The sequence below is a fragment of the Streptomyces sp. NPDC044064 genome, from assembly GCF_056434245.1.
Genome location: NZ_JBWKFN010000029.1, coordinates 35,977 through 60,015, shown reverse-complemented (window position 1 = coordinate 60,015; position 24,039 = coordinate 35,977). Strand labels below are relative to the sequence as shown.

Below are 24,039 nucleotides of genomic sequence, written 5' to 3'. Positions count from 1 at the left end.
CTCGTGGTCCTCCGCTCCAGGCCCCCCTGCTCCGGGGCTAGTTGATCGACTTGATCAGCTCACCGTTCGCAGTGTCGCCGCTCAGCTCCCAGAAGAAGGTGCCGCCGAGGCCCTGCTGGTTCTTGTACGTCATCTTCGTGGCGAGGGTCGCCGGGGTGTCGTAACTCCACCAGTTGTTGCCGCACTTGGCGTAGGCCGTGCCGCCCACCGTGCCGGTGACCGGGCACTTGGTCCTGAGCACCTTGTAGTCGTCGATGCCCTGCTCGTACGTCCCCGCCGCCGGGCCCGTCGCGGTGCCGCCCGGCGCCGCCTGCGTGACCCCGGTCCAGCCGCGCCCGTAGAAGCCGATGCCGAGCAGCAGCTTGGCGGCCGGGATGCCGAGGCCCTTCAGCTTGGCGATGGTCGCCGAGGTGTGGAAGTTCGCCTTAGGGATGCCCGAGTAGGAGTTCAGCGGGGAGTGCGGGGCGGTCGGGCCGGTCGAGTCCCAGGCGCCGAAGTAGTCGTACGTCATCGGGTTGTACCAGTCGACGTACTGGGCCGCGCCCGCGTAGTTCGCCGCGTCGATCTTGCCGCCGCCGGTGGCGTCGGCGGTGATCGCCGCGGTGACCAGGCTGCCCGAGCCGAACTTCGAGCGCAGAGCGGCCATGACGTTCTTGAAGGCCTCCCGGCCGCTGGTGTCGCAGGTGTTGCCGCAGGCGTTCGGGTACTCCCAGTCGATGTCGATGCCGTCGAAGACGCCCGCCCACTTGGAGTTCTTCACCAGGTCGTAGCAGGACTGGGCGAAGGCGGCCGGGTTCTTCGCGGCCTCGCCGAAGCCGCCGGACCAGGTCCAGCCGCCGAAGGACCACAGGACCTTCAGGCCGGGGTGCTTCTTCTTCAGCTTCAGCAGCTGGTTGAAGTTGCCGCGCAGCGGCTGGTCCCAGGTGTCGGCGGCGCCGTCCACGGACTCGGCGGCGGTGTAGGCGCGGTCGGTGGCCGCGTACGAGTCGCCCATGGCGCACTTGCCGCCGGTGACGTTGCCGAACGCGTAGTTGATGTGGGTCAGCCTGGCCGCGGAGCCCGAGGTCTCGATGTTCTTGACGTAGTACTTGCGGTCGTAGGTACCCCATTCGGTGAAGTAGCCGACGACCTTGGAGCCGGCCTTCAGCTGGGGAGCGGCCGGCGCGGCCGCGGTGGCGGTGCCCGCCCCGGCCAGCAGCCCGGCTCCGAGGGCGGCGGAACAAGCGGCGGCGACCAGCGCCCGCAACCCTGTGCGGGGGCGGTGGGGAGTGTGCATCGGGTGGCTCCTCGTGGGGGAGAGGGGAACGCGCGCCGATTGGCATGAACGCGGTAAAGCGTTGGTCATGCACAGTAGGAGGACTAGACCACTGCGTCAATGGTTCGGACCAATTCCGGGGATGGGCGGAGTTCCGATTGGATTCTTGAAGTAAGCGGTCGTTAACTGGTGACGGGAGGCCGCTGATCGGGCATACTCACGGCACAGAGCCGCTGGTCAGCCGCTTCCGAGACCCGGGAGCGGGCGCCTTCGGCGAACTGGAACGACCAGGCGGAGCCGCCCCACCCACGGCGCATCCGCCGATGTGCCCGAACAGGGAGGAGACCGACGCCATGTCCGACCGCGACCCGCAGCCGGTGGAGCGTCAACTGCCCACGGAAGAGGCGAGAGATCTGCTCGCGCTCGTCCGTGAGATCGCGCAGCGCGAGATCGCGCCGAAGGCGGCCGAGGAGGAGGACGCCGGACGCTTCCCGCGCGAGGTCTTCACCCTGCTCTCGACCTCGGGCCTGCTGGGCCTGCCGTACGACTCCGAGTACGGCGGCGGCGAGCAGCCCTACGAGGTCTACCTCCAGGTCCTGGAGGAGTTGGCCGCGGCCCGCCTCACCGTCGGCCTCGGCGTCAGCGTGCACACGCTCGCCTCCTACGCCCTCGCCGCCTACGGCACCAAGCAGCAGCAGGTCGAGCACCTGCCCGCGATGCTCGGCGGCGGCCTGCTCGGCGCCTACTGCCTCTCCGAGCCGTCGTCCGGTTCGGACGCGGCCTCACTGCGCACCAAGGCCGTCCGGGACGGCGACGGCTGGGTGATCACGGGCACCAAAGCCTGGATCACGCATGGCGGGATCGCCGACTTCTACACCGTGATGGCCCGCACCGGCGAGGACGGCTCGCGCGGGATCACGGCCTTCCTGGTGCCGGGCGACGCCGAGGGTCTGAGCGGCGCGGCGCCCGAGAAGAAGATGGGCATGAAGGGCAGCCCCACCGCCCAGGTCCACTTCGACGGCGTCCGGGTCGGTGACGACCGGCGCATCGGGGAGGAGGGCCAGGGCTTCTCGATCGCCCTGTCCGCGCTCGACTCGGGCCGGCTCGGCATCGCGGCCTGCGCCATAGGCGTGGCCCAGGCCGCGCTGGACGAGGCGGTCGGCTACGCCACCGAGCGCCGGCAGTTCGGCCGCCCCATCGCCGACTTCCAGGGGCTGCGCTTCATGATCGCCGACATGGCGACCCAGATCGAGGCCGGCCGCGCGCTGTACCTCGCGGCCGCCCGGCTGCGCGACGCGGGCAGGCCGTTCGCCAAGCAGGCGGCCATGGCCAAGCTGCACTGCACCGACACGGCGATGAAGGTCGCCACGGACGCCGTGCAGATACTCGGCGGCTACGGCTACACCGCCGACTTCCCGGCCGAGCGCTACATGCGCGAGGCCAAGGTCCTGCAGATCGTCGAGGGCACCAACCAGATCCAGCGGATGGTCATCGCCCGTCACGTGGCAGGGCCTGAGGGTCGCTGAACTGCCCCCTGCGGACCGTCGGTGCCGCCAGCCTGACCCACTCCGGGTCGTGGCGGCCCGGCAGGGTGCGGCCCCGGTCCTCCCAGGTGCGCATCAGGTCGCGGTAGATGGGCGGGTCCTGCGGCGCGGGCGGCGGCGGAACCGATTTTGCGGGGCGGGGCACGAAAATGCGGCGCTGACGCCCGGTCGCCCAGTACGTGGCGGTCATGCCTGGGGAACGCGGCGGACACCGGGCAGGTCACGGCCCGACGGAATCGAGCGCGAGTTCACGGACGTCCGGTTCCGGCTCTGGTCTCCTCCCGGCATCTGACGTACCGTCAGCGGACTGTCTTCCAGGGGGTGTCCGTGGCCGACGACCGTCCCGTACCGCTCGACGAGTACCCCGTCCACCAGGTGCCGCTGTCCATGAAGCACATGGCGACCGGGGACCGGAACGCCTACGACCGCTGCATCTTCCACGTCTTCGACCACACCGGCCGTGCCCTGCTCATCCTCGGCCTCGGTGTCTACCCCAACCTGGGCGTGATCGACGCCTACGCGACCCTCCGCACCGGGGACACCCTGCACGCCGTCCGCGCCTCGGACGCGCTCGGCGAGGACCGGATGCGGCTCGCCGTCGGCCCGCTGCGCATCGAGGTCCAGGAGCCGCTGAGGCGGCTGCGCCTGGTCTGCGAGGACGACCTGTCGTACGACCTCACCTGGACCGCGGCCTTCCCGGCCCTGTGGGAACCCCACCACCTGCAGCGCCGGGGCGACCGGCTCACCCTGGAGGGACGCAGGTTCGTCCAGGCGGGCACGGTGACGGGTGTGATCCGGGCGGGCGGCACGGAGTTCGAGGTCTCCTCGGAGGGCTGGACCGGCACCCGGGACCGCAGCTGGGGCGTACGGCCGGTGCCGGGGGAGGAGGGCGGCAGGCTCGCCGAGGACCACCCGACCGAGGGCTTCCACTGGATCTGGTGCCCGGTCCGCTTCGAGGACCGCTTCCTGATGGTCATCACCCAGGAGGACGCCGACGGCCACCGCTCCCTGAACGACGCCACCCTGCTCCGCCCCGGCCACCGCGACCGCCAACTGGGCTGGCCCCAGGCCGAGATCACCTACCGCTCCGGCACCCGCCACCCCGAGCGCGCGGTCGTCCACCTCGGCGACCCGCGCAAACCGCTGGAGCTGGAGGCGGAGATCCTGGCCTCATCGCCGCTCGCGGTCGGCGCGGGCTATCCGCCGGCGGACGACTGGCAGCACGGGACCTGGCAGGGCCGGGGATGGACCGACCGGCGCACCTACGACATGGCGTCGCCGCACCCCCTCGCCGCCTACGGCGTCACCGACCACTCCGCCCGCTTCCGGATGGACGGACGGACGGGCTACGGCATCTTCGAGCACGGTTCGTTCGGCCGGCACGACCCGAGCGGCTTCACCGGCTTCGGCTCGGTCGCACCCTGAGGGAGGACGAGATGGCCACGGCACCGCGTCCGCGTACCAGCACCCGAGACCCCGAGGAGCTCACCCGGCGCCTCACGGCCTGGCTCGGCACCCGGCTGCCCGGGGCCAAGGCCGTCCAAGTCACCGTCCCGGCCTCCAACGGGATGTCCAGCGAGACCCTGCTCTTCGACATCGAGCACCCCCGGCCACCCCTGCGTTCCTGCGCGTTGCGGCTCGCGGCGGACCCGGCGGCGTACACCGTCTTCCCTCAGTACGACATGGCCCGCCAGTACCGCACCCTGGAGCTCGTCGCCGACCGCACCGACGTCGCGGTGCCCCGAGTGCTCTGGCTGGAGGAGGACCCGGAGCCGCTCGGGGCGCCGTTCTTCGTCATGGAAAGGGTGGCCGGACGGGTGCCGCCGGACGTCATGCCCTACACGTACGAGGGCAGTTGGCTGCACGCGGCGAGCGACGCGGAGCGCGAGCATCTGGAGGCCGCCACCGTCGCTCTGCTCGCCCGGCTGCACGACCAGGTCCCCTTGCGCGAGGCCGGGTTCCTCGCCGTGCCGGGCGAAGGCGACGCCCTGCGCCGGCATGTGACGGGCCAACGGGCCTACTACTCCTGGGTGATCGACGGGCTCGCCCGCTCACCGCTGATCGAGGCCGCGTTCGACCGGCTGGAGCAGCTGTGGCCGTGCGAGCCCGGCACGCCGGTCCTCAACTGGGGCGACGCCCGGATCGGGAACGTCGTCTACGACGGCTTCGACCCCGTCGCCGTCCTCGACTGGGAGATGGCCGCCCTCGCCCCGCGTGAGGTGGACCTCGGCTGGACCGTCTACCTGCACCGCTTCTTCCACGACCTGACGGTCTCCTCCGGACAGCGCGGACTGCCCGACTTCCTGCGCCGCGACCGCGTCGAGGCCCGCTACACCCAACTGACCGGTCACACCCCGCGGGACATGGAGTTCTACACCCTCTACGCGGCCCTGCGGCACGCGATCGTGATGCTGCGCGTCGCCTACCGTCAGGTGTACTTCAAAGAGGTCGCCGTGCCGGCGGATCCGGACACGCTGATCCTGCACCACGGCAGTCTGCGCGCCATGGTGCAGGGCAGCTACTGGGACTGAGCCGGGCCGGTCCGCGGGGGACTCAGGCGGCCTGGCGGCGCATCTCCGGCACGCGCATCGGGCGCGAGCCCGGGCCGCCGACGTGCGAGAAGGGCTGCGTCCGCCAGTCCAGACCCTGGGGGAGCGTGAGCAGCAGGGCCATGTCCTGCTCCTGCGGCTCGAAGGACTCGTCCGCGGGGCGGGCGTCGGCCGCCGCGCGGCCCGTGCCCGCACAGACCGTGAGCCCGAACGGGTTCCACGGCGAGGCGCACAGCGCGTGCTCCGGCAGGATCTCCTCGTCCGCCAGCAGCGCGATCGGCTGTGCGCAGTCCGGGCAGATCACCCGGTACATCTCGAAGGTGTCGTAGGCGTCGAGCTCATCGGCCTCGAGGGTGTCGGGTTCGACACCCTCCGGCTCGGGCTCGACCACCGGCTGCTGCCGCTTGGACGCAGAACGACCAGGGCGCTTGAGACTCTGCATGGGTTTCTCCCCCTAAAGGTGGGCCGTGAAGGCACTGCGGCCTCGACCACACCAAGCACTTCCCGTCCGCTCTCGGCGGTAATCACGAGAACATCACGGAGCTGGTTCGAGCGCTGTGGCGTTCGTCACATGCCGCGCGCAGGTGCCCGCTGCGGTCCTTTTTGTGCCGGAGCGGGTGTGACCTGCGTTGCTGAGCTATCCGAGGAGATCAACGGCACTGTAGGTTTTGGCGCCATGGAGGAGCTGGACCGTCAGATCGTGCAGCTGCTCGTCAAGGACGGGCGGATGAGCTACACCGACCTGGGCAAGGCCACGGGCCTGTCCACGTCGGCGGTGCACCAGCGGGTGCGCCGGCTCGAACAGCGTGGTGTCATCCGCGGCTATGCCGCGGTGGTCGACCCCGAGGCCGTCGGGCTGCCCATGACGGCGTTCATCTCGGTGAAACCCTTCGACCCCAGCGCCCCCGACGACATCTCGGACCGCCTGGCCGGCGTCCCCGAGATCGAGGCCTGCCACAGCGTCGCCGGCGACGAGAACTACATCCTCAAGGTGCGCGTGGCCACCCCGCACGAACTGGAGGAGCTGCTCGCCCGGGTCCGCACCCTGGCCGGCGTCTCCACCCGCACCACCGTCGTGCTGTCCACCCCCTACGAGGCGCGTCCCCCGAAGATCTGAACCGCCCGCCCCGGTGCCCCCGGTCTCCCGCGTACGCGAGAGACTGTGGGGCATGAGTGAGCAGTCCGCCGACCCCAAGACCGTCCTCCTGCGCCGCGGAGAGGTCCACAGCCCCGCAGACCCCTTCGCCACCGCGATGGTGGTGGAGCGAGGCCAGGTCGCCTGGGTCGGCTCCGAGGGCGCCGCCGACGCCTTCGCCGACGGCGTGGACGAGGTGGTCGACCTCGACGGCGCCCTGGTCACCCCGGCGTTCACCGACGCCCATGTGCACACCACCGCCACAGGTCTCGCCCTGACCGGCCTGGACCTGTCCGACGCCCCGTCCCTGGAGGCGGCCCTCGCGCTCGTCCGCGACTTCGCCGCGGCCCGCCCCGACGACCGGGTCCTGCTCGGCCACGGCTGGGACGCCGCCCGCTGGCCCGGCGGCCGCCCGCCGACGCGCGCGGAGCTCGACACGGCCACCGGGGGCCGCCCCCTCTACCTCTCCCGCATCGACGTCCACTCGGCGGTCGTCACCTCGGCACTGCTCGACCTCGTGCCCGCTCTCGGCCGGGCCGACGGCCCGCTGACCGCCGACGACCACCACGCCGTGCGCGAGGCAGCCCTCGCCGCCATCACCCCCGCCCAGCGCGCCGAGGCCCAGCGCACCGCGCTCGCCCACGCCGCCTCCCTCGGCATCGGCTCCGTGCACGAGTGCGGCGGCCCGAAGATCTCCTCCGAGGACGACTTCACGGACCTGCTCGCGCTCGCCGCCGAGGTGCCGGGACCGCGCGTCATCGGCTACTGGGCGGAACAGGACGTCGACCGGGCCCGCGCGCTGGGCGCCCACGGCGCCGCGGGCGACCTCTTCGTGGACGGCGCCCTCGGCTCGCACACCGCCTGCGTGCACCAGCCCTACGCCGACGCGACCCACACCGGCACCGCCTACCTGGACGCCGACGCCGTCGCCGCCCATGTCGTCGCCTGCACCGAGACCGGGCTCCAGGCCGGCTTCCACGCCATCGGAGACGCCGCCGTCGACGCGGTCGTGGAGGGCGTGCGCGCAGCCGCCGAGAAGGTCGGCCTCGCCCGCGTCCGCGCCGCCCGGCACCGCGTCGAGCACGCCGAGATGCTCACCCCCGAGACCGTCGCCTCCTTCGCCGAGCTCGGTCTGATCGCCTCGGTCCAGCCCGCCTTCGACGCGCTCTGGGGCGGGGAGGACGGCATGTACGCCCACCGCCTCGGCGCCGAGCGGGCCCGCACCCTCAACCCGTTCGCCGCCCTGCTGCGCGCCGGTGTGCCGCTCGCGTTCGGCTCCGACAGCCCGGTCACCCCGCTCGACCCCTGGGGCACGGTGCGTGCCGCCGCGTTCCACCGGACCCCGGAGCACCGGGTCTCCGTACGCGCCGCGTTCACCGCGCACACGCGCGGCGGCTGGCGGGCCATCGGCCGCGACGACGCGGGCGTCCTGGTGCCCGGCGCGCCCGCCGACTACGCCGTCTGGCGGACCGACGAACTGGTCGTCCAGGCCCCCGACGACCGCGTGGCCCGCTGGTCCACCGACCCGCGCTCCGGCACCCCCGGCCTGCCCGACCTCACACCGGGCCGTGACCTGCCGGTCTGCCTGCGCACCGTCGTTGACGGACGGACGGTGTTCGTACGGCCGGGCGAGTGATCTCCCGGGGTGGCGCGGTGGTGATCGTTCCCGGTCGCGGCGTCGCCCGACCTGCGAATCCTCTGGGTTCACCGCGGTCGGGTGGGCATCGGTGCAGGTCAGACGGTTGTTGACAGTCGGCGGCCGAGGGCCGGTAGGTTCGGCCGAGTCCACCACCGGACGCCCGACCGGGGAGTGTTCGCGCACTCGTCGCAGCGCCGCTGGGTCAGGGACGGTGTGCCGCACCGGGGCACCGTCACTGGGAGCCAGGCTCAGCGCCCGCGCCGACGAGGGAACGTTCCGGCCGGTCGGCAAGGTGTGACCCGGGTGGGGCCCGGGCGCTCAGTAGACAACGGCTTTCGGTCGTCCCGCAGCCAGCGGGGCCCAGGTCGGCCCGAAGGGCGCCGGGCCCCCATCCGTCGCGGCACGCAGGTGCCGAAAAGTATGCTCTTACCCCACTCTTGTGGAATCGACACCAGCGTACGAACGAGAGGGAACGTCATCCCAGGCCGCGGCCACTATGGTGGACGCCTGCGTACGACATGAAGGGGCAGCAGTGAACGACGGCGACGGGACCCTCGCGGCCAAGGCCCAGGGGAGGCAGTTCGGTCCGCTCGGCACGGCCTTGGTGATCATTCCGACCTACAACGAGGCGGAGAACATCAAGACCATCGTCGGCCGGGTACGCAAGGCCGTCCCTGAGGCGCACGTCCTGGTGGCGGACGACAACAGCCCCGACGGCACGGGCAAGCTGGCCGACGAGCTGGCCGCCGAGGACGACCACGTCCAGGTGCTGCACCGCAAGGGCAAGGAGGGCCTGGGCGCCGCCTACCTCGCGGGCTTCCGCTGGGGCCTGGAGCACGGCTACGGCGTGCTGGTCGAGATGGACGCCGACGGCTCCCACCAGCCCGAGGAGCTGCCCCGGCTGCTCACCGCCCTCAAGGGCGCCGACCTGGTGCTCGGCTCGCGCTGGGTACCGGGTGGCCGGGTGGTGAACTGGCCCAAGTCCAGGGAGTTCCTCTCGCGCGGTGGCAGCACCTACTCGCGTCTCCTGCTCGATGTGCCGATCCGCGACGTGACCGGCGGTTACCGCGCGTTCCGCCGCGAGACCCTCGAAGGGCTCGGGCTCGACAAGGTCGCCTCGCAGGGGTACTGCTTCCAGGTCGACCTGGCCCGGCGCGCGGTCAGGGCCGGCTACCACGTCGTCGAGGTGCCCATCACGTTCGTGGAGCGGGAACTCGGCGACTCCAAGATGAGCCGGAACATCGTCGTGGAGGCGCTGTGGCGGGTCACCGCCTGGGGCGTCGGCGAGCGTGTCGGCAAGCTCACGGGCAAGGACAAGCAGGCCTAGGGCCGGTCCGCGGCTCCACCGTTGTGGCCGGTCGTCCCCTTATCCCGCACTGAGCCGCGCCCAGGCACACTGGGAGCATGACGACTGGCGTTTCCACCTCTCCGTCCACCGCCCGGCCCCGGCGTTCCCGGCTGCGCAGGTATCTGCCGCTGGGCATCGCCGTGTGGCTGGTGCTGGAGATCTGGCTGCTGACGCAGGTCGCCGGTGCGGCGGGCGGTCCCACCGTGTTCCTGCTGCTGGTGGCGGGCTTCGTCGCCGGCTCCGTGGTCATCAAGCGGGCAGGGCGGCGGGCCTTCCAGAACCTCAACGAGGCGCTGCAGCGTGGCGGGTCGCCGACGCGCGGTGGTGGCAACGGCCTGATGATGCTCGGCGGACTGCTGCTGATGATCCCTGGGCTGATCTCCGACGCGGCCGGCCTGCTCCTGCTGCTCCCGCCGGTCCAGAAGGCCGTGAGCCGCTTCGCGGAGCGTGCCCTCGACCGGAGCCTGAGCAAGGCCGCCCCGGGCACCCTGGGCGACGCCTTCCAGCAGGTCCGCATCCACCGCCCCGACGGCAAGGTGGTGCAGGGCGAGGTGATCAGGGAGGACGCCGGCCGGGAGCCGGGGGAGCAGTGGCCGCCCCTGACCCGCTGAGCCGGGCTCGGCCGAGCGGCTGAGCCGAGAGTTCGGCCGTGCGGCTGAGCCGAGAGTTCGGCCGTGCGGCGGTCTCCTTCGCCGTCCGGTGCTCTTCGGGCAGCACGAAACCGCGGGCGCCGTACGTCTTCACGTACGGCGCCCGCGGTTATTCGTGTGTCTCGCGTTACGCGCTCTTGCGGCTGTCTCGCGGGTGAACGGCGATGTTCATCGCCCCCGAACGCAGAACCGCCAGGCGCTCCTCGAGGACCTCTTCGAGCTCCTCACGGGTGCGCCGCTCCATCAACATGTCCCAATGGGTACGCGCGGGCTTGGCCTTCTTCTCCTCAGGGCCGTCGCCGTCCACCAGGAGTGCCTGGGCCCCACAGACCTTGCACTCCCACTCCGGCGGGATCTCCGCCTCGACCGAGAAGGGCATCTCGAAGCGGTGCCCCTTCTCACATGCGTACTCCACGGCCTGGCGCGGAGCCAGGTCGATACCGCGGTCCGTCTCGTAGCTGGTCACTACGAGGCGCGTACCGCGAAGAGCTCGCTCACTCATGAATCGTGCCTCCCGGGCTTGTCGCCCACAGGACAGGTGTCGCTGTCGTCGTCATCCGGTCAACGTCCGGTCGGCGGTAAAGATTCCCGTTCCGAGTCCCGTTCCGGGTCATGCGTCGCCGTCGTAGCCGCCCCTTGTTCTACCCACAGGCGCCCGGTTTGTCACATCTGCTAGCAGATGTCACCCAGCGTTTCGGCATCTTTGACGCGCAGTAACGGTACGCCTGGCAGGCCAAACGCGTACACTACCGCCCTTTCGCGTCGAGCGCTAAATCGTTCCTAGATCCTTTCCGGAACCGGGTTGCCCGCCTCGCCGATCGCACGCCGGACCGGAACCCTCGCGAGCAGGACGAAACCGATGACGAAGAAGGCCACCAGCGAGATGATCGCGGAGCGATAGCTCCCGGTCAGCTGGTAGGTCACCCCGAACAGCAGCGGCCCGAGCCAGCTCATCCCGCGGTCGCTCATCTCGTACGCGGAGAAGTACTCGGCCTCCTTGCCCGGCGGCACCAGATGCGAGAACAGCGACCGGGACAGCGCCTGGCTGCCGCCGAGGACCAGCCCGATTCCCGACGCCAGCACGAAGAACCAGACCGGCGCCCCGGCGGGCAGGAAGTAGCCGGCCCCCAGCGTGACCGTCCAGGCCACCAGCGAGCCGAGGATCGTCCGCTTCGCCCCGTAGATCCGGGCCAGCCGCCCCATCGTCAGCGCCCCCGCCACGGCCAGCACCTGCACCAGCAGCACCGCACCGATGAGCGTCGACTGCCCGAGTCCCAGCTCCTCGGAGCCGTAGACCGAGGCCTGGGAGATCACCGTCTGGATGCCGTCGTTGTAGATGAGGTACGCCAGCAGGAAGCCGAGCGTCAGCGGATGCCGGCGCATGTCCCGGACGGTCGCCGTGAGCTGCCGCAGCCCGGGGGCCGTCGCACGTTCCACGCGCGCGTGCCGGTCGCGCAGCCGGCTCAGCGGTACGAGCGTGAAGACGCCCCACCACAGTCCGGCCGAGGCCAGACAGATGCGGACCGCGGCCGTCTCGGAGAGGCCGAAGGAGTCGTGCGCCGAGTACAGGACGAGATTGGCCACGAGGACCAGGGAGCCCGCCGCGTAGCCGAAGGCCCAGCCCCGGGAGGAGATCGCGTCGCGTTCCTCGGGCGGGGCGATCTGCGGCAGGTAGGAGTTGTAGAGCATCATCCCGACGGACTGCGCCGCGTTCGCCACGATGAGGAGCACCCCGCCGAGCAGATAGCGGTCGCCGTCGAGGAAGAACATTCCCGTCGTCGCCGCCGCCCCCGTGTACGCGGCTGCCCCGAGCAGCGGCTTCTTCCGGCCGGTGCGGTCCGCCGCCGCGCCCACCAGGGGCATCAGGACGACGGCCACGATCACCGACAGGGACACCGAGTAGGCGAAGAAGGAGCCCGCCCGGACGGGTATGCCCAGCGGATGCACATAGCCGTCGGCGTCGGCCGCCTTCTCGGCCACCGCGGTGAGGTACGGGCCGAGGAAGACGGTCAGAACGGTCGTCGAATAGACCGAGCACGCCCAGTCGTAGAAGTACCAGCCGCGCTGTTCGCGCCGCAGCCCCGCGGCCTCGTCGGCCGCCTGTGTCCGCACGGTCTCGGTGCCCACCCGTGCCCTCGCTTCCCCACTGAAGTGCCGTGCGAAGGCGCGGCCCGGTCGTCCCGGGTGCTCAGACCCAGACGCCGCGGTCCTCCATGACCTTGCGCAACGTGTCGATGTGATCGGTCATGATGCCATCGACACCGAGGTCCAGGAGCCGGTGCATCCGCTCCGGTTCGTTGATCGTCCACACGTGGACCTGCAGCCCGAGCGCGTGGGCGGCGCGGACGAAGCGCTCGTCGACCACCGGGACGCCCGACTGGGCCTCCGGAACCTGTGCGGCGACCGCGGAACGGCGCACCGAGGCCGGCAGCCCCCAGGAGCGCAGCCGCAGACTGAGCACCCCGCGGGTGCCGAACGAAGTGGCCAGCCGCGGCCCGGCCAGCCGCTGCGCCCGCAGTACCCGCGCCTCGGAGAAGGAGCCCACGCAGACCCGGTCCCAGGCGTTCGTGCGCTCGATCAGCTCCAGGAAGGGGCGCAGCGCAGGCTCCGCCTTGAGGTCCACGTTCCAGCGGACCTCGGGGAAGGTCTCCAGCAGCTCCTCGAAGAGCGGCACGGGTTCCCGTCCCCCCACGCGCGCGTTGGCCACGTCCCGCCACGGCAGGTCGGCGATGCGGCCCGCGCCGTCGGTGACCCGGTCGAGCGTGCTGTCGTGGAAGGCGACGAGCTTGCCGTCCGCCGTCGTGTGGACATCGGTCTCGATGTACCGGTAGCCGAGGTCGACCGCGCGCCGGAACTGCGCCACGGTGTTCTCCAGGCCGTCGGCGGCCCCGCCGCGGTGGGCGAAGGCGATGGGGCCCGGGTGGTCGAGGTAGGGGTGGCGTATCGCGGTGGTCACGGACGCAGTATCGCCCCTTCCGGTTGCCCGGTGGCAACGACTGTGCTTCGCCCCGGTGCCGAGGGGGCGGCGAAGACGCGCAGGAAGAACTGGGCGAGCGGGCCGATGGACAGTGCGTACAGGACGGTGCCGATGCCGACGGTGCCGCCGAGGGCGAAGCCGGTCGCGACGACGGTGACCTCCACGACGGTGCGGATCAGCCGGATCGAGCGGCCGGTGCGCCGGTTCAGCCCGGTCATCAGGCCGTCGCGCGGGCCCGGTCCGAAGTCGGCGGAGATGTAGAGGCCGGTCGCCATGCCGTTGAGCACGACGCCCGCGAGGAGAAGGGGCACCCGGACCGCCAGGGAGTGCACGTCCGGGAGCGCGGCCAGGGTGGTGTCCATGGCGAAACCGATCACCAGGACGTTGGAGACGGTGCCGAGCCCGGGGCGCTGCCGCAGCGGGATCCACAGCAGCAGGACGGCCGCCCCCACGATCGTCAGGACCAGACCCATGCTGAGCCCGGTGAGTTCGGCGAGCCCCTGGTGCAGGACGTTCCAGGGCTCCAGCCCGAGACCCGCCTTCACCAGGAGCGCGGAACTCGCGCCGTACAGCGCGAGCCCCGCGTACAGCATGAACAGACGTCGGCCGGGACGACTGGATCCGGGACGGCCGAGTCCGGGACGACCGGGGTGGCCGGGGCGGCCGGGAGTGGACATGAAATACCCCCCTGGGTGGTGACAGTGGCCTGATGCATGTCACTCTGTGGCTTGGAGTGGAAACCCATCCATGGCCAATTCGGGGAAGGTGGACTGATCGTCATGGCGCAGTGGACCTCAGCGGTGGGGGCCGCGCAGCTCGCCCGGCTGCTCACCTCCCAGCAGGACCGCCCGGCAGGCCCCGGCACGCGCCGTCCGCCCGCCTACCGCGCCCTCGCCGACGGCATCCGGCTCCTCGTGCTCGAAGGCCGCGTGCCGGTGGCCGCCCGGCTCCCCGCCGAGCGCGAACTGGCCCTGTCCCTCTCCGTCAGCCGTACGACGGTCGCGGCCGCCTACGAGGCCCTGCGCGCCGAGGGTTTCCTGGAGTCCCGGCGCGGCGCCGGCAGCTGGACCGCCGTACCGGCGGGCAATCCGCTTCCCGCGCGCGGACTGGAACCGCTGCCCCCGGAGGCCCTCGGCTCGGTGATCGACCTGGGCTGCGCCTCGCTGCCGGCGCCGGAGCCGTGGCTCACCCGTGCCGTGCAGGGGGCGCTGGAGGAACTGCCACCCTACGCCCACACTCACGGCGACTACCCGGCCGGACTGCCGGCCCTGCGCGCGATGATCGCCGAGCGCTACACCGCACGCGGTATCCCCACCATGCCCGAGCAGATCATGGTGACGACCGGCGCGATGGGTGCCATCGACGCGATCTGTCATCTCTTCGCGGGCCGCGGCGAGCGCATCGCCGTCGAATCGCCGTCCTATGCCAACATCCTCCAGCTGATGCGGGAGGCGGGCGCGCGACTCGTGCCCGTCGCCATGGCCGAGGGGCTGACCGGCTGGGACGTGGACCGCTGGCGTCAGGTCCTGCGCGAGGCGGCGCCCCGGCTCGCCTACGTCGTCGCCGACTTCCACAACCCGACGGGCGCGCTCGCCGACGAGGACCAGCGGCGTCGGCTGGTGGACGCGGCCCGCTCGGCCGGGACCGTGCTCGTGGCCGACGAGACGATGACCGAGCTGTGGCTCGACGAGTCGTTCGGCGAGGGTGCGATGCCGCGCCCGGTCTGCAGCTTCGACCCGGCGGGCTCGACCGTCGTCACGGTCGGCTCGGCCAGCAAGGCGTTCTGGGCCGGCATGCGGATCGGCTGGGTGCGTGCCGCCCCGGACGTGATCCGCAGCCTGGTCGCGGCGCGTGCGTATGCCGACCTCGGCACGCCCGTGCTGGAGCAGCTGGCCGTGAACTGGCTGTTCAGCACAGGTGGCTGGGAACAGGCCGTCGCTCTGCGGCGCAGCCAGGCGCGCGAGAACCGGGACTCCCTGGTGGCCGCGGTGCGCCGCGAACTGCCCGACTGGGAGTTCGAGATCCCCCAGGGCGGCCTGACCCTGTGGGTCCGCGCCGGCGGCCTCTCGGGCTCGCGGCTCGCCGAAGCGGGGGAGCGGGTCGGCGTCCGGGTCCCCTCCGGCCCCCGCTTCGGTGTCGACGGCGCCTTCGAGGGCTACCTCCGCCTCCCGTTCACGGTCGGCGGAGCGGTGGCGGAGGAGGCGGCTGCGCGCCTTGCGGCGGCGGCACGGCTGGTGGAGGCCGGGGCGACCGGTGGCGCCGAGGCGCCGCGCACGTTCGTGGCGTAGGCGAGCCGGCCGCTCCTGGTCCGGCTGCGGGTGTGCGGTGACTGGCCGTGCAGTTCCCCGCGGCCCTGGCGAGTTGCGGCACTGCCGGCCGCACAGGCGCCGCCACCGGCTGCGCGCGGTCGTGCCGGTGGGGCGCCGGGGACCGGTGCGGCGGCGCCCGGACGGCGCCCGGCCGCAGCCGACGGTCGCCTACGAACTCTCGGCAGCCACTGCCTCCGCAGCCAGCGGTTCCGTCTCGGGTACGGCCTCGACAGGAGTCGTCCGCGGCGGCAGCAGATCCAGCACCGCCTGCCGGTCGGCATCGGTGGTCGCGTCGTCGTAGGGATCGGGAGTCGACGGCACCTGGAGCCGATGCACCGGCCCCGACCCCAGCCGCGCATACCCCCGCCCGGGCGGCACCTGCGCCGGCGTCGTGGTGCGCGCCCGCATCCCCAGCACCGCCTCCACCTGCTCGGGCGCCGCGGGTCCCAGCACGACACGCGCGCGTGTGTGCTGGCGCACTCCCTCGCTCAACGCGTCCGCGCTGTCGAACTGTTCGGCCACGACCACGGTCACGTTCGCCGCGCGGCCGTGCCGCAGCGGCATCTGGAGGAGGGCCTGCGGATCCCTGCGGCCGTCCGCGGCCATGAGATGGGTGAAGACGCTCGGCCGGTCCAGCAGGATCCACAGCGGGCGCCGGGTGTCCTCGGGCGGGGCGTCGCCCGCCTGCCGGGCCCGGTTGACGGCGATGAGCCGCCGCTCGGTCTCCTGCGCGGCCCACTCCAGGCTGGCCAGCGCCCCGGCCGGCGCGCATTCCACGGCCAGCACCCCGTCCCGTCCGATCAGACAGGCGTACTCGCCGGTGCCGCCGCCGTCGACGATCAGTACGTCGCCGTGCCGGAGCGCCTGCAGGGCGATCGAGCGCAGCAGGGTCGAGGTGCCGCTGCCGGGGTGGCCCATGGCCAGCAGGTGCGGCTCGGTCGAGCGGATGCCGGTGCGCCAGACGACCGGCGGGACGTCGTGCTGTTCCTCTTCGTAGGAGAGGGGGAGCGTCCGCTGGACCTCGCTCGGATCGGTGAACCCGAGCACGGTCTCGCCCGGCGCGGTGACGAAGCGCTGGGCGGCGATGCCGGTGGGGAGCGGAGCGAGGACGGCCACCGTCAGCCGGTTGCCCTCCTCGTCCCACTCGAAGTGGTACTCACGGCCCCGCCCGGCCTTCGCGGTGAGCAGTTGCTCGATCCGCGCGCGGGCCGCGGCTTCGCCGTCCGGGAAGTACGCGGGGTAGCGGATCACGAGATGACCGAAGCGCCCGCCGTCGTCGAACTCGTGTGTGTCGAAGGCCTTTTCCCACTCCCCGCCGTGTGCGTACAGCGGAGTCGGGTCCTCGGCGGTGGAGAAGTACGGCACGAGCGCCTCGTACAGGGACTGGAGCCGCTCGGTCTGGGACTCGTCCGGCCCTTCGGGGGCCGCCGGGGTGCGGTCGCGGCCCTGCCAGGCCGCCGCCGCCATCAGGGTGATGGCGGCGAGCAGCGGTCCGTACGGAACCATCGCCACGAACAGGACCATCGAGGCCGCCAGGAACAGCAGCGGGCCACGCTTGTCCTTGGGCGTCTCGGCCCACCTGCGCCGCCCGGCCGAGGCCAGCCGGCGCAGCCCGCGCGAGACGGTGATCAGCGGGTGGAGGACATCGGTGGCACTGTCGGCCGCCGTCCGGGCCAGCTCCCGGCTCCGGGCGATCTGCGTCCGGGCGATCTGTGCGCTGTCTTTGCTCAGAATGCGGGGGAGAGGGCGCCGGGCCACTGCTGTCTCCTGTTGGTGCGTACGGGCGGGAGGTGGGGCGTCAGAACTTGATGCCGCCGAGGAGGCTCGCCAGGCTCTCGCCGCCGGCCTTGATGCTGGGGGCGATGGCCGTGCTCGACAGGTAGAAGCCGAACAGGGCCGAGACGGCGGCGTGCGAACCCTTGAGCCCGTCCTTCCTGAAGAAGAGGAAGACGATGATGCCGAGCAGGAGCACGCCTGACAGGGAGAGGATCATTTGAGGTCTCCTGGTGTCGAGAGGGGACAGTCACCATGAGTACTTCCAGGATCACAGGATGTATCTATACGATAAAAGGTGCAACCGGGTGAAATTCGGTTGATTTCCCCCGGTCGGCGGAGCCGTCATGGGCCGGTTGAGCAGGGCGCTTGCGTCCGGCGGGGTCTGCAGTGATCTTTACCTCGGGCACTTCGGGTCATGTGAGGCGCGAGCCAGTACCCTTGCGATTCACCTGAACGGTTGTAAGAGAGGCGGTCCGGCCGATGAGTGAAGCCCCCGACCCCGAGGTCGTGGAGCTGGCGACCAAGATCTTCGATCTGGCCCGGCAGGGGCAGGCCGAGGAGCTGGTGGCGTACGTCGACAAGGGTGTTCCGGCCAACCTCACCAACGACCGCGGCGACTCCCTCGTGATGCTCGCCGCCTATCACGGTCACGCCGGCGCGGTGCGCGCCCTGCTCGCCCGGGGCGCGGACGTGAACCGGATCAACGACCGAGGCCAGACCCCGCTCGCGGGGGCCGTCTTCAAGGGTGAGACGGAAGTGATCAAGGCCCTCCTGGAGGGTGGCGCCGATCCCGCCGCGGGTACTCCCTCGGCCGTGGAAACGGCACGCATGTTCGGTAAGGCGGAACTCCTGGAACTGTTCGGCGCACACTGATGCGGATGTCCTGACCAGGTACGACACACAAAACGGGGGAGGCGGTACGGGGCCGCCGGAAATACGGTCGCGGCAGCACACACCGCGGGTCATCATGACGACGTGATTCACGGACGCGATGGCTGGGCAGGTGTTGCCGCACCGCGCGGGCCGTGATGCGGTCCGCATGGGCCACCTACGAGAGGCAGAGAGAAATGGTCTACAGCAAGCAAGAGACGGCGGGCGCTCCGACGTTGTGTCACGCGGCCAGGTAGTGCGTGTTTCCCGGTTGCGTCGACGCTTGATGTGAGGCTGTTTCCCATGTTCGATCCGGTCATAGCGCCCAGCGGTACGCTGCTCGGCCTGCTCCAGCGCGGCCGTGGCGACGGCACGCTGCACGCGCTCACCGCCCCGCGAGCCGAGGCGCTCGCGGCCCTGAACCACTGTGTGCTGCGAGACCCCCGCCACGACTGGCAGGTGGAGAACCGCTCGCTCTACTACGCCCGGCTCTACCTCGACCTGAACGGCGAGCTGGACGCCATCGAGGCGCACCTCTTCGACCCCGAGGACGTCCTGGACACCGACGAGTCCCGCACCGGCCTGGCCCTGGCGGTCCTCGGGCACCTCGCCTCCTACGGCAGGCGGGACGCGCTCGAACTGCTGCGCAGGTACGCCGCCCACGGGTCCAGCTGGGCCTGGGCCCTGGACGAGCTGGCCCTCAGGGACGACGACGCGGGCCTGCGCGCCCTCGCCGCCCCGGTGCTGGCCCGTTTCCCCACCGACTCCGAGGGTGAGGCCGAGCTGGCCGCCGCCGTGCGCGACGCCTTCGAGCCGAGGCCCTGGCGGCTGTGGGCCGAGGATCCGCGCGAATCGATCGCCACGCGCGTGCGTGCCGCCCAGGAGACCGGCTGCTTCGACCGCTGGCAGCGCCAGATGCGGCCCACCGGGCCACGCCCCGGGTGGAGCGTGCGAGCCGTCTTCGAGTGGGCCCAGCAGGGCATCGAGCGCGGCGCCGCACTGCATGTCCCGGCCGCCCGCTGCCTGGTCGCCGTGGCCGGCCCCGAGGACCGGCCGGAGATCCTCCAGGCCGCGAGGAACGGCATCGACGGCGCCCGCTGCACGGCGCTGCGCTACCTGGCCGACAGCAACGACCCCGACGCCCTCGACCTGATCGAGGCCGCCGTCGTCGACGGGACGACGGTCGTCGTGGAGGCCGCCGTCGACGCCTTCGAACGGATGCGCAGCATCGCCGCCGTGGACCGTGCGCGCCGCTGGGCCCAGCGCCCCGACGTCCTCGGCGCCGCCGCCGGACGCATGCTCGCCTGCCGCGGCGGAGCCCAGGACAGCGACCTCGTCCTCGGCGCCCTGCGCGAGGCCGTACGGGGCGAAGGCCCCGACGCGCCCACCCTGTGGACCCTGGTGGACGGTGCCGGACGCCTCGGCATCGCCTGCGCGGCCCCCGTCCTGCGCCATGTCTACCGCGAGACGGCCTCCTCCCATCTCCGCGGCCGCGCCGCCCGTGCCCTGGCCGCCACCGATCCCTCCTTCGCCACCGGATTCGCCGTCGAGTGCCTGTGGGACTGCGAGGAGACCACGCGGGAGATCGCCGCCCGGCACGCCGAGACCGGCGACGCCCGGGTCGTCGAACGACTCCGCCGCCTCGCCGCCGACCCGGCCGAGGAGGACGAGGTACAGACAGCGGTCCGCAGCCGCTTCGGACCGGACGCAACGGCCATGTGACCTCGCCGGGCACCGTCACACGCATATGGGACGGGCGGGAGACCGCCCGTCGGGTGAACACCGGGTGACCCGCGGGTCAGGCGGACATGGCGGCCGGCTGACCCGCTCGGGTGTGCAGTCCAACGCTCATGGGACGTTCCCCGTCCGGAAAGATCGACGTTGACGCCGCCACGTCCGGCGCGGCGACAACACCCGTATGCGTGTCGTCATAGTGACCGAATCCTTTCCCCCCGATGTGAACGGCGTCGCCCACTGCGCGCTCCAGACAGCTCGGCACCTCGTGGATCGCGGCCACCACCCGCTCGTCGTCGCGCCGGCCACCGCACCTGGCACCAAGGCCGACGCCCTCGAGGCTCCGTGCCCCGTCGTCCGTGTCCCCTCCCTCCCTCTTCCCGGCTACCCCCAGGTCCGCGTCGCCCTCCCCAGCCGGCGCCTCGCCGCGGCGTTCACCGAGCACCGCCCCGATGTGGTCCACCTGGCCAGTCCCTTCGTCCTCGGCGTCCGTGGCATGGCCGCCGCCGCCCGCTTCGGCATCCCCGCCGTGGCCGTCTACCAGACCGACCTGGCCGGATACGCCCGCACCTACATGGGCGCGGGCGAGGCGGCCGCCTGGCGCCGGATCCGCTCCGTGCACTCCGCCGCCGACCGCACCCTCGCCCCGTCCAGCGCAGCCCTGCACGACCTGGAGACACACGGCGTACCGCGGGTACGGCTGTGGCCGCGCGGTGTCGACACCGTCCGTTTCCGGCCAGAGCACCGCGACGAGGCACTGCGCCGCGAACTGGCCCCGAACGGCGAGCTGATCATCGGCTACGTCGGCCGGCTCGCCCCCGAGAAGCAGGTCGAACTCCTGGCCGGTGTCTGCGGCCTCGAGGGCGTCCGGGTCGTGATCGTCGGCGACGGCCCCAGCCGGGCCCACCTGGACGAGGCCCTGCCCGGCGCGGTCTTCCTGGGCCGCCGCACCGGCGACGAACTCGCCCGGATCTTCGCCTCGCTGGACCTGTTCGTGCACACCGGCCCCTTCGAGACCTTCTGCCAGACCGTCCAGGAGGCCATGGCCAGCGGCGTTCCGGTGGTCGCACCCGCCGCGGGCGGCCCGCTGGACCTGGTCGCCCACGGCCGCACCGGACTGCTCGTCCCGCCGCGCGACGCGAACGCCGTCACGGAGGCCGTACGCACCCTGACCGGGGAGCCGAACCTGCTGGCCTCGTACGGCGCCGCCGGGCGGGCCATGGTCGAGGGCCGCACCTGGGCCGCCGTCGGCGACCGCCTGATCGCGCACTACGAGGACGTGCTCGCCGCGCGCCAGAAGACGGTGGTGACGGTATGACCGGCTCACCCCTGCGCATCGTCCGGCTGGCCAACTTCGTCACCCCGGCCTCCGGCGGCCTGCGCACGGCCCTGCACGAACTGGGCAAGGGCTTCCGGGCCGCGGGCCACGAGCCGGTGCTCATCGTGCCGGGCGAGCGGCACACCGACCGCGAAACGGAGCAGGGCCGGGTCATCACCCTGCCCGGACCGGTGCTGCCCGGCACCGGCGGTTACCGCGTCCTGACCGACAAGCGGCGCGTGGCCGGCCTCCTGGAGGACCTGGCCCCGGACCGTCTGGAGGTCTCCGACCGCACCACCCTGCGGTGGACCGGCCGCTGGGCGCGCCGCGCGCGCGTGCCCGCCGTGATGGTCTCCCACGAGACCGCCGACGGCGTGCTGCGCACCTGGGGCCTGTCCGAGAAGCTCGCCGCGCGGACGGCGGACTCCCTCAACACCCGCACCGCGCACGTCTACTCACGGATCGTGTGCACCACGGAGTTCGCCGAGCGCGAGTTCGTACGGATCGGCGCGCGCAACGTGGTACGCGCCCCCCTCGGCGTCGACCTGATGGAACGCCACCCCGCGCTGCGTGACCCGGCCCTGCGCGCGCTGCACGCGCGCGGGAACGAGGCGCTGCTCGTGATGTGCTCCCGGCTGTCCGTGGAGAAGCGGCCCGGCACCGCCCTGGACGCCCTGGAGGCACTGCTGCGCCGCGGCAGGCGGGCGGTGCTCGTGGTGGCCGGGGACGGCCCGCTGCGGGCCCGGCTGGAGCAGCGTGCGCGGGAGCGCGGGCTGCCGGTGAAGTTCCTGGGGTACGTCGCCGACCGGGCCGCGCTCGGCGCGCTCCAGGCGTCCGCCGACGTGTGCCTGGCACCCGGACCCGCCGAGACCTTCGGGCTGGCCGCCCTGGAGGCGCTGGCGTGCGGGACACCCGTGGTCGCCAGCGCCTCGTCGGCGCTGCCCGAGGTGATCGGGGCCGCGGGGGCCGCTGCCGCCGACCGCGCGGACGCGTTCGCGGACGCCGTGGAACTGCTCCTGTCGCGCACCGAGCCCGAGCGGCGGGAGGCGGCACGCGCGCGTGCGGAGTGCTTCGGCTGGGGAACGGCGGTGGAGGCGTTCCTCGCGGCGCACGACGCGGAGGTGCTGAAGCGCGCCGACGCCCCGGCCCGGCCCGGTGCCCGGGAGGGCGTGGCATGAGATCCGTCCGCTTCGTGGCCCTCGGGGACTCGCTCACCGAGGGCGTCGGCGACCCGGCCGGGGACGGCTGGCGGGGCTGGGCGGCGCTGCTGGCCGGCGGTCTCGCCGAGGACGCCGGACAGGTGGAGTTCACGAACCTCGCCGTCAGCGGGGCGCAGACACGGGACGTGCTCGAACGGCAGACCCCGGCCGGTCTCGAACTGCGTCCCGACGTGGTGTCCGTGGTCATCGGCGTCAACGACACGCTGCGCCACACCTTCGACATCCACGCCGTGGCCGACCGGCTCGACCGGGTGTACGCGGCCTTCACCGCCCAGGGCGCCACGCTCCTCACCGCCTGTCTGCCCGACCCCGGCGCGATGCTCGGCCTCCCGGGCGCCCTCGCCCGCCCGCTGGCCCGCCGGCAGCGGGCGGTCAACGCGGTCGTCCACGAGCTGTCCGACCGGTACGGGGCCGTCCACCTGCACGCCGCGGAGGGCACCTGGCTCACCGACCGCGCCCTGTGGAGCGCGGACCGGCTGCACCCGGGCGAGCGCGGGCACCGGCAGCTCGCCGTGCACTTCCACCGCCTGCTCACCGTGGCGGGCCGGGCCGGCGGCACGCCGCCGTCGCCCGAACCGGAGTTCGCCGCCCCGACCCGCTCGGCGAGCCTGCTGTGGCTCGCCACCGCCGGCACCGCCTGGGTGATCCGGCGCTGCAACGATCTGCTGCCGCAGCTGCTGCGGCTGGCCGCCGACGAAGTGCGCCACCGCGCGCGGGGCACCAGCGCCCGCCTGGACCTGCACGCCTCCGCCGCCGTGTCCGAGGCGCTGGCTGCGCTGACGAGGACGGAGCAGCCGGACACCGGCGGTGCCGACGCCGAGGCTCAGCGGCGCCGCACCGCCACGAACCGCACCGTGGTGCCCGGGACCGCCTGCGCGGCCGCCGGGAGATCGGCGCCGCGGACCACCGCGATCACCGGATAGCCCCCGGTGGTCGGATGGTCGGCCAGGAACACCACCGGACGGCCGTCCGGTGGTACCTGAACCGCGCCGAGCACCATCCCCTCGCTGGGGAGTTCGCCGGTCCGGGCCCGCTCCAGGGCGGGCCCCTCGGTACGCAGACCGATCCGGTTGCTCGCCGAGGAAACCCGGTACGCGCGCGTGGTCAGATCCCGGACCGCGCGCGCGGTGAACCAGTCGTCGCGCGGGCCCGGAGTCACCCGGAGCACGAGTTCGGCCGGCGGACGCGGCTGCGGGACGGCGTCCACGCGCGGGGGAGGGCCGGCCGGGGTGCCCAGCGGCAGCACCCTGCCGTCCGTGAGCGGTGCGGGGCCGAGGCCGGACAGCAGGTCGGTGGCACGGCTGCCGAGGACCGGCTCCACCGCGATGCCGCCGGACACGGCCACATAGGCGCGGACACCGGCCACCGCCGCCCCCACCTCCAGCAGCGCACCGGCGGGCACGGTGACCGGGGCGCCCCAGGCCGCCGGACGGCCGCCCACGGCGACCGGGCAGGGCGCGCCGCCGACCGCCACGGTCACCGTCGAACGGGGGCGCAGGGCACAGCCGTCGAGGGTGGTCTCCAGGACGGCCGCGTCCGGCGGATTGCCGGCCAGCCGGTTGACGAGGGCCGCCGCCTGCGGGTCGAGCGCTCCGGAGCGGGGCACGCCGAGGTGCGCGTACCCCGGCCGCCCGCGGTCCTGCACGGTGGTGAGCGCCCCGGCCCGCACGACGACGAGAGCACGGTCGGTCATACGGCCCCCATGGGCGCGAGGC

General features: G+C 72.6%; 22 protein-coding genes. 13 read left to right on the top strand and 9 right to left on the bottom strand.

Annotation, left to right across the window (positions count from 1 at the left end):
- Positions 1 to 37: 37 nt before the first annotated feature.
- Entirely contained in the window at positions 38 to 1,276 is a 1,239-nt protein-coding gene (locus AC07DS_RS35755; RefSeq protein WP_479152197.1) for a glycoside hydrolase family 18 protein, read from the bottom strand.
- Between the two features lie 332 nt (positions 1,277 to 1,608).
- Here AC07DS_RS35755 and AC07DS_RS35750 point away from each other — a divergent pair, with 332 nt between their 5' ends.
- The 3 genes from AC07DS_RS35750 to AC07DS_RS35740 all read left to right on the top strand — a co-directional run bounded on the left by AC07DS_RS35750 (position 1,609) and on the right by AC07DS_RS35740 (position 5,330).
- The gene (locus tag AC07DS_RS35750; protein WP_479152195.1) at positions 1,609 to 2,781 is read left to right on the top strand and encodes an acyl-CoA dehydrogenase family protein; all 1,173 of its coding nucleotides are present in this window, start codon (positions 1,609 to 1,611) and stop codon (positions 2,779 to 2,781) included.
- Positions 2,782 to 3,126: 345 nt separating this feature from the next.
- The gene (locus AC07DS_RS35745; protein ID WP_479152194.1) at positions 3,127 to 4,224 is read left to right on the top strand and encodes an Rv3169 family protein; all 1,098 of its coding nucleotides are present in this window, start codon (positions 3,127 to 3,129) and stop codon (positions 4,222 to 4,224) included.
- Between the two features lie 11 nt (positions 4,225 to 4,235).
- Positions 4,236 to 5,330 carry a phosphotransferase family protein gene (locus AC07DS_RS35740; RefSeq protein ID WP_479152193.1) on the top strand — a complete coding sequence of 365 codons (1,095 nt, stop codon included), beginning with the start codon at positions 4,236 to 4,238 and terminating at the stop codon, positions 5,328 to 5,330.
- A 22-nt stretch (positions 5,331 to 5,352) separates the two neighbouring features.
- Here AC07DS_RS35740 and AC07DS_RS35735 read toward each other — a convergent pair whose 3' ends face one another.
- Positions 5,353 to 5,790: a hypothetical protein gene (locus tag AC07DS_RS35735; RefSeq protein ID WP_479152191.1), complete on the bottom strand. Its 438-nt coding sequence runs from the start codon at positions 5,788 to 5,790 to the stop codon at positions 5,353 to 5,355.
- Positions 5,791 to 6,024: 234 nt separating this feature from the next.
- Here AC07DS_RS35735 and AC07DS_RS35730 point away from each other — a divergent pair, with 234 nt between their 5' ends.
- The 4 genes from AC07DS_RS35730 (at position 6,025) to fxsA (ending at position 10,081) form a co-directional block, all read left to right on the top strand.
- Positions 6,025 to 6,465 (top strand): Lrp/AsnC family transcriptional regulator, encoded by a 441-nt coding sequence (locus AC07DS_RS35730; RefSeq protein WP_094220813.1) that lies wholly within the window; start codon positions 6,025 to 6,027, stop codon positions 6,463 to 6,465.
- A 52-nt stretch (positions 6,466 to 6,517) separates the two neighbouring features.
- A complete protein-coding gene (locus tag AC07DS_RS35725) occupies positions 6,518 to 8,119 on the top strand; it encodes an amidohydrolase (protein ID WP_479152189.1) in 1,602 nt (533 codons plus the stop codon).
- Positions 8,120 to 8,654: 535 nt separating this feature from the next.
- Entirely contained in the window at positions 8,655 to 9,449 is a 795-nt protein-coding gene (locus AC07DS_RS35720; protein WP_479152187.1) for a polyprenol monophosphomannose synthase, read from the top strand.
- 77 nt (positions 9,450 to 9,526) lie between these two features.
- A complete protein-coding gene (gene fxsA, locus AC07DS_RS35715) occupies positions 9,527 to 10,081 on the top strand; it encodes an FxsA family membrane protein (RefSeq protein WP_479152186.1) in 555 nt (184 codons plus the stop codon).
- 166 nt (positions 10,082 to 10,247) lie between these two features.
- Here fxsA and AC07DS_RS35710 read toward each other — a convergent pair whose 3' ends face one another.
- The 4 genes from AC07DS_RS35710 to yczE form a co-directional block, all read right to left on the bottom strand.
- A complete protein-coding gene (locus AC07DS_RS35710) occupies positions 10,248 to 10,622 on the bottom strand; it encodes an RNA polymerase-binding protein RbpA (RefSeq protein WP_003977404.1) in 375 nt (124 codons plus the stop codon).
- Between the two features lie 278 nt (positions 10,623 to 10,900).
- A complete protein-coding gene (locus AC07DS_RS35705; protein ID WP_145880982.1) occupies positions 10,901 to 12,247 on the bottom strand; it encodes an MFS transporter in 1,347 nt (448 codons plus the stop codon).
- 61 nt (positions 12,248 to 12,308) lie between these two features.
- Positions 12,309 to 13,076, bottom strand: a complete 768-nt coding sequence (locus AC07DS_RS35700; RefSeq protein ID WP_479152184.1) for a glycerophosphodiester phosphodiesterase family protein — start codon at positions 13,074 to 13,076, stop codon at positions 12,309 to 12,311.
- Entirely contained in the window at positions 13,073 to 13,774 is a 702-nt protein-coding gene (gene yczE, locus AC07DS_RS35695; RefSeq protein ID WP_479152182.1) for a membrane protein YczE, read from the bottom strand. The genes AC07DS_RS35700 and yczE overlap by 4 nt, the downstream gene beginning before the upstream one ends.
- Positions 13,775 to 13,876: 102 nt before the next feature.
- Here yczE and AC07DS_RS35690 point away from each other — a divergent pair, with 102 nt between their 5' ends.
- The gene (locus AC07DS_RS35690; protein WP_479152181.1) at positions 13,877 to 15,385 is read left to right on the top strand and encodes an SCO1417 family PLP biosynthesis transcription factor; all 1,509 of its coding nucleotides are present in this window, start codon (positions 13,877 to 13,879) and stop codon (positions 15,383 to 15,385) included.
- Positions 15,386 to 15,574: 189 nt separating this feature from the next.
- On the opposite strand, the gene AC07DS_RS35685 is transcribed toward AC07DS_RS35690, so the two are convergent.
- A complete protein-coding gene (locus AC07DS_RS35685; protein WP_479152180.1) occupies positions 15,575 to 17,164 on the bottom strand; it encodes a hypothetical protein in 1,590 nt (529 codons plus the stop codon).
- A gap of 40 nt (positions 17,165 to 17,204) precedes the next feature.
- Positions 17,205 to 17,399, bottom strand: a complete 195-nt coding sequence (locus AC07DS_RS35680) for a hypothetical protein (protein WP_094220804.1) — start codon at positions 17,397 to 17,399, stop codon at positions 17,205 to 17,207.
- 263 nt (positions 17,400 to 17,662) lie between these two features.
- On the opposite strand from AC07DS_RS35680, the gene AC07DS_RS35675 reads away from it, so the two are divergent.
- The 5 genes from AC07DS_RS35675 (at position 17,663) to AC07DS_RS35655 (ending at position 23,247) form a co-directional block, all read left to right on the top strand.
- Positions 17,663 to 18,055 (top strand): ankyrin repeat domain-containing protein, encoded by a 393-nt coding sequence (locus AC07DS_RS35675; protein WP_479152178.1) that lies wholly within the window; start codon positions 17,663 to 17,665, stop codon positions 18,053 to 18,055.
- 300 nt (positions 18,056 to 18,355) lie between these two features.
- The gene (locus tag AC07DS_RS35670; RefSeq protein ID WP_479152176.1) at positions 18,356 to 19,774 is read left to right on the top strand and encodes a HEAT repeat domain-containing protein; all 1,419 of its coding nucleotides are present in this window, start codon (positions 18,356 to 18,358) and stop codon (positions 19,772 to 19,774) included.
- Positions 19,775 to 19,970: 196 nt separating this feature from the next.
- Entirely contained in the window at positions 19,971 to 21,104 is a 1,134-nt protein-coding gene (locus tag AC07DS_RS35665; RefSeq protein WP_479152174.1) for a glycosyltransferase family 4 protein, read from the top strand.
- Positions 21,101 to 22,282 carry a glycosyltransferase gene (locus AC07DS_RS35660; protein ID WP_479152172.1) on the top strand — a complete coding sequence of 394 codons (1,182 nt, stop codon included), beginning with the start codon at positions 21,101 to 21,103 and terminating at the stop codon, positions 22,280 to 22,282. Before AC07DS_RS35665 ends, AC07DS_RS35660 begins: the two co-directional genes overlap by 4 nt.
- Complete coding sequence (locus AC07DS_RS35655; RefSeq protein ID WP_479152171.1) at positions 22,279 to 23,247, top strand: SGNH/GDSL hydrolase family protein; 969 nt, start codon at positions 22,279 to 22,281, stop codon at positions 23,245 to 23,247. The genes AC07DS_RS35660 and AC07DS_RS35655 overlap by 4 nt, the downstream gene beginning before the upstream one ends.
- On the opposite strand, the gene AC07DS_RS35650 is transcribed toward AC07DS_RS35655, so the two are convergent.
- Positions 23,148 to 24,017 (bottom strand): 5-oxoprolinase subunit C family protein, encoded by an 870-nt coding sequence (locus tag AC07DS_RS35650; RefSeq protein WP_479152169.1) that lies wholly within the window; start codon positions 24,015 to 24,017, stop codon positions 23,148 to 23,150. The two genes, AC07DS_RS35655 and AC07DS_RS35650, sit on opposite strands and share 100 nt — an antisense overlap.
- Positions 24,018 to 24,039 lie beyond the last annotated feature (22 nt).

Bases quoted from the DNA above. Each gene is read 5' to 3' on its own strand.
- AC07DS_RS35755 (WP_479152197.1), bottom strand. From the start codon at position 1,276: ATGCACACTCCCCACCGCCCCCGCACAGGGTTGCGGGCGCTGGTCGCC.
- AC07DS_RS35750 (WP_479152195.1), top strand. From the start codon at position 1,609: ATGTCCGACCGCGACCCGCAGCCGGTGGAGCGTCAACTGCCCACGGAA.
- AC07DS_RS35740 (WP_479152193.1), top strand. From the start codon at position 4,236: ATGGCCACGGCACCGCGTCCGCGTACCAGCACCCGAGACCCCGAGGAG.
- AC07DS_RS35735 (WP_479152191.1), bottom strand. From the start codon at position 5,790: ATGCAGAGTCTCAAGCGCCCTGGTCGTTCTGCGTCCAAGCGGCAGCAG.
- AC07DS_RS35730 (WP_094220813.1), top strand. From the start codon at position 6,025: ATGGAGGAGCTGGACCGTCAGATCGTGCAGCTGCTCGTCAAGGACGGG.
- AC07DS_RS35725 (WP_479152189.1), top strand. From the start codon at position 6,518: ATGAGTGAGCAGTCCGCCGACCCCAAGACCGTCCTCCTGCGCCGCGGA.
- fxsA (WP_479152186.1), top strand. From the start codon at position 9,527: ATGACGACTGGCGTTTCCACCTCTCCGTCCACCGCCCGGCCCCGGCGT.
- AC07DS_RS35710 (WP_003977404.1), bottom strand. From the start codon at position 10,622: ATGAGTGAGCGAGCTCTTCGCGGTACGCGCCTCGTAGTGACCAGCTAC.
- yczE (WP_479152182.1), bottom strand. From the start codon at position 13,774: ATGTCCACTCCCGGCCGCCCCGGCCACCCCGGTCGTCCCGGACTCGGC.
- AC07DS_RS35690 (WP_479152181.1), top strand. From the start codon at position 13,877: ATGGCGCAGTGGACCTCAGCGGTGGGGGCCGCGCAGCTCGCCCGGCTG.
- AC07DS_RS35680 (WP_094220804.1), bottom strand. From the start codon at position 17,399: ATGATCCTCTCCCTGTCAGGCGTGCTCCTGCTCGGCATCATCGTCTTC.
- AC07DS_RS35675 (WP_479152178.1), top strand. From the start codon at position 17,663: ATGAGTGAAGCCCCCGACCCCGAGGTCGTGGAGCTGGCGACCAAGATC.
- AC07DS_RS35670 (WP_479152176.1), top strand. From the start codon at position 18,356: ATGTTCGATCCGGTCATAGCGCCCAGCGGTACGCTGCTCGGCCTGCTC.
- AC07DS_RS35665 (WP_479152174.1), top strand. From the start codon at position 19,971: ATGCGTGTCGTCATAGTGACCGAATCCTTTCCCCCCGATGTGAACGGC.
- AC07DS_RS35660 (WP_479152172.1), top strand. From the start codon at position 21,101: ATGACCGGCTCACCCCTGCGCATCGTCCGGCTGGCCAACTTCGTCACC.
- AC07DS_RS35655 (WP_479152171.1), top strand. From the start codon at position 22,279: ATGAGATCCGTCCGCTTCGTGGCCCTCGGGGACTCGCTCACCGAGGGC.
- AC07DS_RS35650 (WP_479152169.1), bottom strand. From the start codon at position 24,017: ATGACCGACCGTGCTCTCGTCGTCGTGCGGGCCGGGGCGCTCACCACC.